Here is a 12,382-nt window from a genome sequence, read left to right as displayed (position 1 = left end):
TGTCCATCCCGTTTCCCACCTTCAGTTCATCTCAAGCTGTTCGTCGAGCAGGGCGAAGATCTCGTCGGCGCTGCCGGTGGCGACCGTGCTGGTCGCGGGGGTCCACTCGCGCGCCAGGTCCCGCAGCCGCCGCGCCAGGTCGGCGCGCTCGGCCTCGTCCAAGCCGCCGGCGACCGAACGCAGGTGCGCCACGGTCGAGCCCACCGCGTCCGCCGCAGCGGCGGGTTCGGTGACCAGTTCCGCGCGCAGGTGCGCGGCCAGCACCTCGGGCGTCGGGTAGTCGAAGACCAGCGTCGCGGGCAGTTTCAGCCCGGTCGCGGTGCTGATCCGGTTGCGCAGTTCGACCGCCGTGAGCGAGTCGAAACCGAGTTCCTTGAACGGGCGATCCGGTTCGACCACCTCGGAGGTGTGGCCGAGCACCGACGCGACGCGCGCGCCGACCAGGTCCAGCAACACCGCCAGCTGGTCCTGCTCGCTCAGCCCGGCCAGCTCCACCGACCGCTCGGGCTCGTGCCGTTGGACGCGCACCAGGCCGCTCAGCACCGGCGGCAACTCGTCGTTGGCCGCGACCGCGCGGAGCACGGACATGTTGAGGCGAGCGGGAACGAGGGCCGCTTCGTCCACAGTGGACGCCAGGTCGAACAGCGCGGTTCCCTCGGCGTCGCTCAGCGGCAGCAGTCCCGCCGACGCGAGCCGTTCCTGGACTCCGCTGGCGAGCCCACCGCTCCACGAGCCCCAGGCAAGCGATTGCCCCCGCTGACCGTTGGCGCGCCGATGCTTCGCGAGCGCGTCCAGGAACGCGTTGGCCGCCGCGTACCCGGCTTGGCCAGCGCCGCCGAGCACTCCGGAGAGCGAGGAGAACAGCACCAGGTCGGCGTCGGGTGCGAGTTCGTGCAAGTTGATCGCAATGTCCACCTTGGACTTCAGGACACGCTCAAGCCGCTCCGGGCTCTGGTCGGTGATCACGCCATCGTCCAACACACCGGCCGCGTGGATCACCGTCGTGACCGGGTGATCCGCGAGGACTTTCGCGAGCGCGTCGCGGTCGGCGGCGTCGCACGTCACCACCGCGACCTCCGCGCCCAGCTCAGCGACGAGTTCGGCCGCGCCCGGCGTGTCCGCTCCGCGACGGCCGAGGAGCACCACGCGCTTGGTAGCGCGCTCAGCCACGAGGTGCTTCGCCATCGTCGAGCCGAGCGCGCCGAGCCCGCCGGTGATCAGCACGCTCTCGACGGGTTCGGGGCTCGTCGTCGTGGGTCGCACCGGAGCGAGGCGCGCGACGTGCGTGACTCCTTTGCGCACCAACACCTGCGGCTCGCCGACGGGAAGCGCCACGGCTCCGGCGTCGCTGTCCAACAGCACGAAACGGCCCGGGTGCTCCGACTGCGCCGAGCGCACGAGCCCCCACACCGCCGCCCCGACGGGGTCCACGCTCGGCGCCATGACCACCAGGCGCTCCGCGTGGTCTCCGGAGATCCACTCCTGCACGCGCGCCAACGCGTCGGCGAGCACGGCCCGGAGGTCAACGGAGGTGTCGATCGCGACGAACTCCAGTCCCTCCAACGAAACCTGAGCCGTGGACTCCTGCCATTCAAGGCGGAAGAGCGCGTCACCCACACCGAGCCGCATCGGCCGGGTGACCAGCGAGGTGACCGACGCGACCGCCGTGCCAGTGGAATCGGCGACCAGCAGCGCGATCTCGTCCTCACCGCGCCGGGTGATCCGCACGCGCAACGGCCCCTCGCCCGGGGTCCCTTGGAACGAAACACCTTGCCACGCAAAGGGAAGCTGTGGGCGCACCTCGCCGCCGGTCACCAGCAACGCGTGCAGCGAGGCGTCGAGCGCGGCGGGGTGCAGCGCGAAACCGGCTGCTGGGGGCGCTTCGACCTGCGCGAAGACCTCGTTCCCGCGAGTCCACGCGGCACGCAGGCCCTGGAACGCCGGACCGTATTGGTACCCGAGGTCCGCCAGCCGCGTGTAGGCGTCGGCGACGTCGACCGCTTCAGCACCTTGCGGCGGCCACGCACGGAGATCATCCTCCTGCGGCTCTGCCACGGCCAAGGTACCCGTCGCGTGCTTCGCCCAGGGCTCGTCGGTCTCGGCAGGCCGCGAGTACAGCTCCACCCGATGATCACGCACGAGCACCTGTAGGGCCACATCACCTTGCAGCACAAGCGGTGCGTGCAGGGTCAGCTCCTCCACCGCGCCCAACCCGCTACGCGCGCCAGCGGCAGCGGCCATCTCCACGAGCGCGGTGCCGGGCACGAGCACGGTCCCGGCCACCGCGTGATCGGCCAGCCACGGATGCGTTGCCGTGGAAAGCCTGCCGAGGAGCACCAGGTCGCCGTCTGCCCGGTCCACGACGGCGCCGAGCACAGGATGCTCCGACGGCGTCAGGCCGACCGCGCGCACATCGCCGGGGGCCGCACTCGCGTCGAGCCAGAAACGTTTGCGTTGAAAGGGATACGTCGGCAGGTCGACCCTTCGCGCACCGCTGCCCGCGAAGGCGACGGACCAGTTGACGGGCAGGCCACGCACGTACAGCTCAGCGAGCGACCTGTGGAAACGCGCGAGCCCGCCGTCCTCCCGGCGCAACGTGCCGGTGACCCGGGTTTCGTCCAGCTCGTCGATGCCGTAGGTGAGCACGGGGTGCGCGCTGCACTCGACGAACGTGTGGTGGCCGTCCGCGACCAACCTCGCCACCGCGCCCACGAAGTCGACGGGCTGGCGCATGTTCGCCCACCAGTAGTCCTGGGAGAAGTCCGCCTCCTGGGTGGCGGTCGAACAGAACGGGACGCTCAGCTCGCCGGGCTCGATCACGCCGATGGCCGCGCGCATCTCCGCTTCCACGGCGTCGACCTGGGGCGAGTGCGCCGCGTAGCCGATGTCGATCTTGCGCGTCCGCGTGCCGGACGCCTCGCAGGCCGCCTCCAGTTCGGCGAGCACGGCGAGCTCCCCGGAGACCGCCGTCGATGACGGGCCGTTGAGGGCGGACACGGAAAGCTTGTCGCCCCAAGGAGAAATCAGCTCAGTCACTTCGTCGGCCGGGCGCGCCACGGACAACATCCCGCCGCGCCCGGTGAGGCGCTGCTGGATCAACCGGCTGCGCGCGGCGACCATGCGTGCGGCGTCCACAAGGGACAGTGCGCCCGCCACGTGCGCCGCCGCGATCTCGCCCTGGCTGTGCCCCACGACGGCGCTGGGCAGCACTCCGTGCGCACGCCACACCTCTGCGAGGGCAACCATCATCGTGAACAGCACGGGCTGCACGACCTCGTCGCCGTCGAGACCGCGCGAGCCGCGCAGCACCTCGGTGACCGACCAGCCCAGGTGCGGCAGGAAGGCCTCGTCGCACTCGCGGACCTTGGCCGCGAACACCCGGGACTCCGTCAGCAGAGCCGCACCCATCCCGGCCCACTGGTGACCTTGCCCGGGGAAGACGAACACCGCGCCGGGCTTGCGGCTGGCGGCGGTACCCAGAACCAGATTGGACGCCGTCTCACCGTTGGCCAGCGCCGCGAGCCCGTCGCGCAGCACGCCGCCCGCGATCACCGCGCGGTGCCGCAGCGCGGACCTTCCGCTGGCCAGCGAGAAACCCACGTCCACCGGCTTGTCCACAAAGGACAGAAGCCGCGCGGCACTCGCGCGCAGCGCTGCCGCGCTCTTTGCCGACACGACGATCGGGACTTCGGCGTGCGCCGGTTCTGCGTCCGCGGCGGGCACAGGGGTGTGTTCGAGTACCACGTGGGCGTTGGTACCGCTGAGGCTGAACGAGGACACGGCGGCACGGCGGGGTTCGTCACCGGCGGGCCACGCGACCGCCTCGGTCAGCAGGCGCACCGCACCGCTGGACCAGTCGACGTGCGGGCTGGGCGCGTCGATCCCGAGCGTCGGCGGAGCGATCCCGGCGCGCAGCGCGAGCACCATCTTGATCACTCCGGCCAGGCCCGCCGCCGACTGGGTGTGGCCGATGTTGGACTTCACCGAGCCCAGCAGCAGCGGCCGTCCGTCACGACGGCGCGCGCCGTAGGTCGCCAGCAGCGCCCTGGCCTCGATCGGATCGCCGAGCGTGGTCCCGGTCCCGTGCGCCTCGACGACGTCCACCTGGTCCGGGGTGAGCCGGGCCGAGGCGAGCGCGCTGCGGATGACCTGCTCCTGCGCGGCGCCGTTGGGCGCGGTGAGGCCGTTGGAGGCGCCGTCGGAGTTCACCGCCGAGCCCGTGACGACCGCCAGCACCTCGCGCCCGGCCTTGACCGCGTCGGAAAGTCGTTGCACCACAACCATGGCGACGCCCTCGGAGAAGGAGGTCCCGTCGGCCGCGGCGGCGAAGGGCTTGCAGTGCCCGTCCTCGGCGAGCCCGCCCTGGCGGCTGAACTCCTCCAGCAGCGCGGGCGTCGACATCACCGACACGCCGCCGACCAGTGCGGTCGAGCACTCCTGGCGGCGGAGCGCGCGGCAGGCGTCGTGCAGTGCCACCAGGGTCGAGGAGCACGCGGTGTCCACGGTGACGGCGGGACCGTGCAGACCGAGCGCGTAGGCGATCCGGCCGGAGGCGATGCTGCCGCCGTTGCCGTTGAGGAAGAAACCTTCGAAGCCCGCGTGGCCGAAGCGGCTGGCGTAGTCGCCCGCCATCATGCCGATGTAGACACCGGTGTCGGTGCCGCGCAGGTCGTCGGCGGCGATCCCGGCGCGCTCCAACGCCTCCCACGCGGACTCCAGCAGCAACCGGTGCTGCGGGTCCATCGCGATGGCCTCGCGCGGGGAGATCTCGAAGAACTCGGCGTCGAAGTCGGCGGCGTCGTGCAGGAAACCCCCGCGCAGCACGCCGTTGCCCGTGGGCCAGCCGCGATCGGCCGGGCCGTCGGTGATGCCGGTGCCGCCGCGCAGCACCAGCTCCCACAGCTGCTCGGGCGAGTCGACCCCGCCGGGGAAGCGGCAGGCCATGCCCACGATCGCGATCGGCTCGTCGTTCTCGGCGGCCTCAAGACGCTTGCGCGTGTCCAGCAGTTCCCCGGTCACGCGCTTGAGATAGCCGCGCAGCCTCTCCTCAGCGCTCACCCTCGCCATGCTCGGGGGCCGCCGGTGGCGCGGACCAGGCAGAACCGCTGGCGGAAGCCGAATCCGCCGCCGGTTCTGCCTGGTGACACCGCGCCGCGCGCGGAGATGCTGCGCACTGGACGCAACCGTCGCTGGAGGTCGACCGTGGTTTTCCGCCCCACTCGTGGTGACCTGCCCGCCCGCTTCGGGCCGGGGGTGCCCGCCGCGCCGCCCATCGGCCCCGCCGAGCTGGACGCCGAGGTCTACCGCGACCCCGCGCGCTACGAGCTGGAGCGCGAGCGCGTGCTCAACCGCAGTTGGCAGCTGATCTGCCGCTCGGACCAGCTCGCCAACCCCGGCGATCACCACGTGTGGGAGGGCCACGGCGAGAGCGTCGTGATCACCAGGCGCGAGGACGGTGGCCTGTCCGGCTTCCACAACGTCTGCCAGCACCGGGGCGCGCGCATCGTGCGCGAGAGCGGATCGGGCGCCAAGCGCTTCACCTGCCGCTGGCACAACTGGGCCTACGACGTCGACGGGAACGTGCGCGGCGTGCCCGACCGCCCCGACTTCGGCAAGGAGCTGCTGAAGGGGCTGTGCGCGCCGGGCCTCGACCTCGCCGAGTGGGGCGGCTGGGTGTGGGCGGTGCTCGCCGGGCCCGGTGTCGCGGGGTCGCTGGAGGACTGGCTGGGCAAGGAGATCGCCGACGACCTCGGCGCCTTCCGCATGCAGGACATGCGCCTGGCCGAGAAGGTCGAGTGGGAGGTCGAGGTCAACTGGAAGGTCTGCGTCGACGCCTTCAGCGAGTACTACCACGCCCAGGCGCTGCACGAGGTGCCCTCCACCGACGTCAAGGACGCGCGGCACTCCACCATCGACGTGTTCGGCCGCAACGGGATGATGGTCGTCCCGGTGATGGGCGTGCTGGAGGAACTGCGCGAGACCCTGGACCACAACCGGCTCGCCACCTGCAACTACGTGCTGTTCCCGACCACCGTGGTGAACAGCACCCACCTGCACACCCAGGTCTTCCGCGCCGTCCCGCTGTCGGTGAACAGGACGCGTTTCGAGGCGTGGGAGCTGCAGTACGCCAGCGACGACGAGGAGTACCTGGACTACGTCGAGATGTCCTGGGAGCTCTACAAGAGCATCGTCGCCCAGGACGTCGAGGAGTGGACCGACGTCGCCGCCGTGGCCAGGTCCTCGGCCTACCGCAGGAACGTCCTCAGCGAGCGCGAGTGCCTGATCACCCACTTCCACCGGGTCTGCGAGGACATGGTCTCCGGCGGAGACGGCCTCAGCCCCAGCCAGTTCAGACAGGAAACCCCCTGATGACCACGACCACCTCTCCGGCAGGGCTGAGCCCCGCGCCCGTCACCGAGAACCGGCTGCCGTCGCTGACCGGGGTGCGCTTCTACGCCGCGCTCGCGGTCGCGCTGGTGCACCTGGTGTCCACGCAGGTGATCTTCTCCGACACGAACCTCCAGATCGCCTTCGGCGCCACCATCCCGCTGGCCACCTCGGCGGTGTCGATCTTCTTCGTGCTGAGCGGTTTCGTGCTGACCTGGTCGGCGCGCTCGGCGGTCGGGGACACCGCGCGCAAGTTCTGGCGGCGCAGGCTCGTCAAGATCTTCCCGAACCACGTGGTGATGTGGGCGCTGGCCATGGGCTTCCTGGTCACCTTCGGCGCCAAGGCCCAGATGGTCGGCACCACGCCCGGGCCGGTGCGGTGGGACGCCAGCGTCGCCAACCTGTTCCTGGTGCACGCGTGGGTGCCCAACCCCGCCTACATCTCCTCGGCGAACTCCCCAGCGTGGTCGCTGGCCAACGAGCTGTTCTTCTACCTGATGTTCCCCGCGCTCTATCTGGTGATCAAGCGGATTCCCAGCGCCCGCTTGAAGATCTGCGCGCTCGGCGCCGTGCTCGTCAGCCTCGCCGTCCCGTGCCTCGCCCTGCTCTTCGGCGGCGCCAACCTCGCGCCCGAGATGCCGATCCCGGTGTGGCAGCTGTGGTTCGGCTACCTGTTCCCGGTGAGCAGGCTCGCCGAGTTCGTGCTCGGCATGGTGCTGGCCCGCGTGGTCGCCGAGGGCCTGTGGCGTCCCCGCCGCGTCGGCCTCGCGGTGCTGCTGCTGTTCGTCTCGCTCGTGGTGTCGCTGGCCCTGCCGCCCATCTTCTTCTTCGGCCCGTTCTACGCCGCGCCCGCCGGGCTCCTCGTGGCCACCCTCGCCACTCGTGACCTCGAAGGCCGTCCCTCGCACCTGCGCGGTCGCGTCATGACCTACCTCGGCGACCGCTCGTTCGCCCTGTACATGAGTCACTTCGTGGTCATCGCCTACGCCAGGCAGCTGCTGCTTCCCTCCGGCGGCCAGGACGCGGGCCAGGCGCTGATGTGGCTGTTCTTCGTCGTGCTGCCGCTGGTGCTGCTCGCCCCGATCGCGCTCTACGCGCTCGTGGAGAAGCCGCTGTACAAGCGATTCGCCCGATGATCTTCTTCGCGGCGGTGGTCGTCGGGGCGCTGCTCGTGCTGAGCGTCCCGGCGTTCGCCCGCCTCGACTCCCCCGCCTCCGGTCGCTTCGGCCACGTCGACGGGCTGCGCGGCTTCCTCGCGCTGGCGGTGTTCGTGCACCACGTCGCGGTGTGGCGCGGCTACGCGGAGACCGGCCGGTGGGAGCCCCCGGAGTCGGCCTTCTTCGAACACCTCGGCAAGGCCCCGGTCTGGCTGTTCTTCATGATCACCGGCTTCCTGTTCTGGCGCAAGGTGATCGCCGGTCCCGTCCGCTGGCGCACGATGCTGCTCGGCCGTGTGTTCCGGATCGGCCCGCTGTACCTCGTCGTGATCTTGTTCATGCTGCTCATCGTGTTCTGGCGCACCGGGTTCCAGCTGCACCAGCCCGCGGGGACCGTGCTCGGCCAGGTGGCGAGCTGGCTCGCGCTCGGCCTCTCCGGCAACGCGACCACGGTGATCAACGGCTACGCCGACGCGCACACGGTGGTCGCCGGAGTGACGTGGACCCTGCAGTTCGAATGGGTCTTCTACCTCTCGCTGCCGCTGCTCGCCCTGGTCCGCAAGCGCCTGCTGATGCCTTCGGTGATGTTGGCGCTGCTGCTCGCCCTGCCCGCCAACGAGATGTCAGCCCTCCCCCTGGCCAGCTTCGCGAGCTTGTTCGCGGGCATGGTGTGCGCCGCGCTCCCACCGCTGTCCGTGCCGGACCGGCTGAGTTCGGCCGTGGTGGTGCTGTGCCTGCTGCCGGGCCCGTTCCTCGCGCCGACCGGGAGCCTGCAGATCGTGCTGCTCGCCGTGGCGTTCTTCTTGGTGTGCAACGGAAGTTCCGTGTTCGGCCTGTTGGGTCTGCGAGCTTCTCGACGGCTCGGCGCCGTGAGCTACGGCGTCTACCTCTCGCACGGCCTCGTCCTGACCCTGCTCGCTCCGACCACCTGGCCGGTCGCCGCCTTGGCGGGCCTCATCGTGCTCGTCGTCGCCGCCCTGGCCCACGTGCTCGTCGAGCGCCCCGGAATCCGTTGGGGCAAGCGCCTGTCCACCCGCGCCCCCGTACTCCCTGAATGACTCATTGAGGTACTTGAGGGTCCTGAATGAGTCATTCAGGACCCTCAACGCACCAAACGCGGCATTCAGTTCGCGCTGAGGATGTGGTTGACGGCGTTGAGGACGGGGGCGAAGCCGTCCTCGGAGCGCACGAGCGGGGCGACGCGCTCGGCACTGTCGCGATAGGACGGTTCGGTGAGCACGGCGGTGATGGCCGAGGCGAGGGCCGACGACGTGAGGCGCTTGTGCGGCAAGGGCGCGGGGGACACGCCCAGCGCGGCCAAGCGGGTCGCCCACAGGGACTGGTCGTTGATCAACGGCACACCGACGACGGGCACTCCGGCGCGCAGGGCGTAGGCGGCCGTGCCGACGCCCGCGTGGCAGACGACGGCGGACACCTGGGGGAAGAGCCAGTCGAAGGGCACGTCTCCCACGGTGATGACGTCGTCCCCCACGGAACCGAGATCCGACCAGTCCGCTTGGACGACGCCGCGCACTCCGGCGGAGCGCAGCGCGGAGAGCACGAGGTCGGCGCTGGCGGCGGTGGAGCCGTGCGCGGTGCTGCCGAAGCCGACGAACACCGGCGGCGGGCCGGAGGCGAGGAAGTCCAGCAGCTCCCGCGAAGGCTCCCACGCGGACGGCGCGGGCCACCAGAAGCCGCAGACGTCCAAGCCAGGACGCCAATCCGACGGCCGGGGCAGCAGCGTGGGGCTGAAGCCGTGGTAGATCGGCCAGTTCCGCGCTTCGAGCTCGCGTACCACTTGGGTCACGGTCGCCGGAGGCAACCCGAGGGTCGACCGCAGCTCGGCGTTGGCCTTCTTGAGCACCATGGCCTGCGCGACGGTCCAGTTGGTCAGCACGCCCGCGACGCGGTTGCCGAGCCGCCCGAAGGAGCGCGTGGTGTTGAGCGAGATCGGCGCGAAGTCGCCGGTGCGGTGCACGGGGTAGACGTTGACGCCGATGCTGGGCAGCCCCAGCGCCTCCGCGACCTGCACTCCGGGCAGCCACCCGGTGAAGTTGAGCAGGAGCAGGTCGGTTCCCTGCTTCGCCGCGTCGAGGGTGCCCCACGCGATCTCCCGCCAGTAGCCCTCCAGCAGGTCCCGCTTCTGCTTCAGCGAAGGGCGGTCGGAGACGAGGACGTCGGCGTTGACGGCGTGCACGTCACCGGGGATCGCACGGAACTCCAAGCCTGCGGAACGAACCATCGACGAGAACGGCTCGTGCGCCGCGACGGCGACGGAGTACCCGGCCTCGTTCAACATGGCACCGAGTCCCACATAGGGGGCGACGTCGCCGCGCGTGCCGATGGCCACGATCAGGATTCGCACGGTCAGCCTCCCAAGCCGTTGATCGCGGCGACGACCGCGCCCGCGCCGTTCTCCGCGGCGATCTGCTCGCTCAGCGCCCGCGCCCGCACGCCGAACGACGGCGTTGACACTGCGGCCCGAATGGAATCGGCCAACCGCTGCGCGGTGAGCTTCTTGTACGGCAGCGGCTTCGGCCCAGCGCCGAGCGCGGCGACGCGGCCCGCCCAGAACGGCTGGTCGCCGAGGATCGGCACGCCGACGGTCGGCACTCCGGCACGCAGTCCCGCCGCGGTGGTACCGGCACCGCTGTGGTGCACGACCGCAGCCATGCGCGGGAACAGCCACGAGTGCGGGGCCTCGCCCACGGTGAACGTGCGCGAGGACGACGCGGCGAGCTCGGCCCACCCGGCCTGGACGACACCGCGCACCCCGGCGAGGCCGAGCGCTTCGTCGACGAGCGCGGCGATGCGCGGCGCGTCCTCGATGTTGCGGCTGCCGAAGCCCACGAACACCGGCGGCGGGCCGTCGGCGAGGAAGTCCAGCAGGTCCTGCGAGGGCTCCCACGTGGACGGCGCCGGCCAGAAGTAACCGCAGACGTCCAGGCCAGGACGCCAGTCGGCCGGGCGCGGCAGCACGCTCGGGCTGTAACCGTGCAGCACCGGCCAGGACGCGTGCTGCTCGGTGAGCTGCGCGCGGGTGCGGGTCGGCAGGCCGAGGCGTGAGCGCAGCTCCATCGTGGTGCTGCTCATCAACCGGCCCATCACGCCCATCACCGCTTTCGCGGAGGCGCGGTTCCCCCACCCGCCGAGCGAGCCGCCGACGCCGAGGAACGACGGCGGGTGCTCGCTGGTCGGGAACAGGGGCTGGAGGAACACGCCGATGCTCGGGATGCCGAGGCTTTCCGCGACGTGCACGCCCGGCTGCGCGGCCATCGACAGCAGCAGCACGTCGGCGCCCTGCTTCGCGGCCTCCAGGATCGCCTCGCCCAGCTCCAGCCCCTTGCCAGCGGCACCCCGCGCGGCCTTGGAGGAGTTCTCCGCCTGCGTCCACTCGCCGCGCACGGACGGATCGCCGGGCAGCTCGCGGAACTCGGCTCCGCAAGCGCGGATCAGCTCAGCGAAGCGCGGGTAGGCCGCGATCGCGACCGTGTGCCCCGCCTCGATCAGCGGGGGCACGAGGCCGGTGTACGGGGCGACATCGCCCATCGTCCCCGCGGCGACAATAAGGACTCTCATGTGTCGAGCTCCTGGTGTTGTGCGGTCAGTTTCTCCAGCGTCACGACGACCTCACCAGGGCTCGGATCGCTGTTCATCTCGCGGCGGAGCCGGTCGGCGCCCTCGGCGAAGCCCGGCTCCTCCAGCAGCCGCAGCACGCCCGAGCGCAGTGCGGCGGGAGTCAGTTCCTGTTGCGGCACGGCGATTCCCGCGCCGATCTCGGCGGTCCGGCGGGCGCGGTAGGCGTTGTCCCACACGGAGGGGAAGATCATTTGCGGCAGCCCGGCGGCGACCGCGGTGGACCACGTGCCCGCACCGCCGTGGTGGGCGATCGCCGAGCACGTCGGCAGCAACGCGTGCAGCGGCACGAAGTCCACGGCGCGGACGTTGTCGGGCAGCGAAGCGACCTCGGCGCGCTGCGCGGCGTCCAGCGTCGCCACGATCTCCACGTCCAGGTCACCGATCGCGTCGAACAACCCGGCCAGTCCCCCGACCAGGTAGTTCGCCCCGCCGCGCGCGGTGAGCCCGACCGTCAGGCACACGCGGGGCCGCTGCGGCGGTTCGCGCAGCCAGTCCGGCACCACGGCGGTGCCGTTGTAGGACACGTAGCGCATGGGCACGGTCAGCTCGTCGGAGGGCAGGCGGATGCTCGCGGGCATCATGTCGATGGTCCACTGCCCTCGCACGGCCGTCTCGTCGAAGAACGCCCCGTGCCGGTCGAGCACGTCGCCGAGCCAGTCCGCCAGCGCGTCGTTCCCGCCGCGCGCCGACAACATCCGCAGGTAGTTCACACGCTGGTTGAGGAAGAGGTCCGCGCCCCACAGCAAGCGCGCGTGCGCCGCCCCGACCGCCTTCGCCGCCACCGCGCCGGCGAGCGTGAACGGCTCCCAGATCACCAGGTCCGGCCGCCAGTCCCTGGCGAAGGCGACGAGGTCGTCGATCATGGAGTCGTTGTTGGCGCGGGCGAAGAACATCGACGGCAGCCGGTCGTTGAGCGCCTCGAGGAACGGCCACGCGCCGACCTCGGGGCGAGCCGGATCGAGGTCGACGGCGTTCCACGGCGTCGCGCCGGGTTCGGCGGCGCTGGCGGCCATCGCCTCCAGCAACTGGTGGTCAGTACCAACTGGGACCGCGGTCAGTCCCGCCGCGGTGATGGTCCCGGTCAGCGCGGGCTGGCTGGCGACGCGGACCTCGTGCCCGGCCGCGCGCAGCGCCCACGCCAGCGGCACCGAGCCCAGGTAGTGGGCGTCGAGCGCGAACGAGGTGAACAGGACTCGCAC

General features: G+C 71.2%; 7 protein-coding genes. 3 read left to right on the top strand and 4 right to left on the bottom strand.

Features of this window, described 5'->3' with window-relative positions; translation table 11 throughout:
* Positions 1-21 precede the first annotated feature (21 nt).
* The gene (locus tag CCN37_RS22000; RefSeq protein WP_168200791.1) at positions 22-5,067 is read right to left on the bottom strand and encodes a type I polyketide synthase; all 5,046 of its coding nucleotides are present in this window, start codon (positions 5,065-5,067) and stop codon (positions 22-24) included.
* Between the two features lie 135 nt (positions 5,068-5,202).
* Between CCN37_RS22000 and CCN37_RS21995 the strand changes: the two genes are divergently transcribed.
* The 3 genes from CCN37_RS21995 to CCN37_RS21985 are packed head-to-tail and all read left to right on the top strand — an operon-like array spanning position 5,203 to position 8,602.
* Positions 5,203-6,369 carry an aromatic ring-hydroxylating dioxygenase subunit alpha gene (locus CCN37_RS21995; protein ID WP_168200790.1) on the top strand — a complete coding sequence of 389 codons (1,167 nt, stop codon included), beginning with the start codon at positions 5,203-5,205 and terminating at the stop codon, positions 6,367-6,369.
* On the top strand, positions 6,369-7,523 hold the full coding sequence (locus CCN37_RS21990; protein WP_086824108.1) for an acyltransferase: 1,155 nt from the start codon (positions 6,369-6,371) through the stop codon (positions 7,521-7,523). The genes CCN37_RS21995 and CCN37_RS21990 overlap by 1 nt, the downstream gene beginning before the upstream one ends.
* The gene (locus CCN37_RS21985) at positions 7,520-8,602 is read left to right on the top strand and encodes an acyltransferase (RefSeq protein ID WP_086824106.1); all 1,083 of its coding nucleotides are present in this window, start codon (positions 7,520-7,522) and stop codon (positions 8,600-8,602) included. Before CCN37_RS21990 ends, CCN37_RS21985 begins: the two co-directional genes overlap by 4 nt.
* A 65-nt stretch (positions 8,603-8,667) precedes the next feature.
* On the opposite strand, the gene CCN37_RS21980 is transcribed toward CCN37_RS21985, so the two are convergent.
* Genes CCN37_RS21980 through CCN37_RS21970 form a run of 3 tightly spaced genes read right to left on the bottom strand, consistent with a single transcriptional unit; the run spans position 8,668 to position 12,382 of the window.
* Complete coding sequence (locus CCN37_RS21980; RefSeq protein WP_086824104.1) at positions 8,668-9,909, bottom strand: glycosyltransferase; 1,242 nt, start codon at positions 9,907-9,909, stop codon at positions 8,668-8,670.
* Positions 9,910-9,911: 2 nt separating this feature from the next.
* A complete protein-coding gene (locus CCN37_RS21975) occupies positions 9,912-11,123 on the bottom strand; it encodes a glycosyltransferase (protein WP_086824103.1) in 1,212 nt (403 codons plus the stop codon).
* Positions 11,120-12,382 (bottom strand): activator-dependent family glycosyltransferase, encoded by a 1,263-nt coding sequence (locus tag CCN37_RS21970; RefSeq protein ID WP_086824100.1) that lies wholly within the window; start codon positions 12,380-12,382, stop codon positions 11,120-11,122. The genes CCN37_RS21975 and CCN37_RS21970 overlap by 4 nt, the downstream gene beginning before the upstream one ends.

The sequence above is a fragment of the Allokutzneria sp. NRRL B-24872 genome (genome assembly GCF_002155965.1).
Taxonomy (GTDB): domain Bacteria; phylum Actinomycetota; class Actinomycetes; order Mycobacteriales; family Pseudonocardiaceae; genus Allokutzneria.
The sequence above is the reverse complement of the archived record's forward strand: the minus strand, read 5'-3'. Positions and strand labels throughout refer to the sequence as shown.

Bases quoted from the DNA above. Each gene is read 5' to 3' on its own strand.
- CCN37_RS22000 (WP_168200791.1), bottom strand. From the start codon at position 5,067: ATGGCGAGGGTGAGCGCTGAGGAGAGGCTGCGCGGCTATCTCAAGCGC.
- CCN37_RS21990 (WP_086824108.1), top strand. From the start codon at position 6,369: ATGACCACGACCACCTCTCCGGCAGGGCTGAGCCCCGCGCCCGTCACC.
- CCN37_RS21985 (WP_086824106.1), top strand. From the start codon at position 7,520: ATGATCTTCTTCGCGGCGGTGGTCGTCGGGGCGCTGCTCGTGCTGAGC.
- CCN37_RS21975 (WP_086824103.1), bottom strand. From the start codon at position 11,123: ATGAGAGTCCTTATTGTCGCCGCGGGGACGATGGGCGATGTCGCCCCG.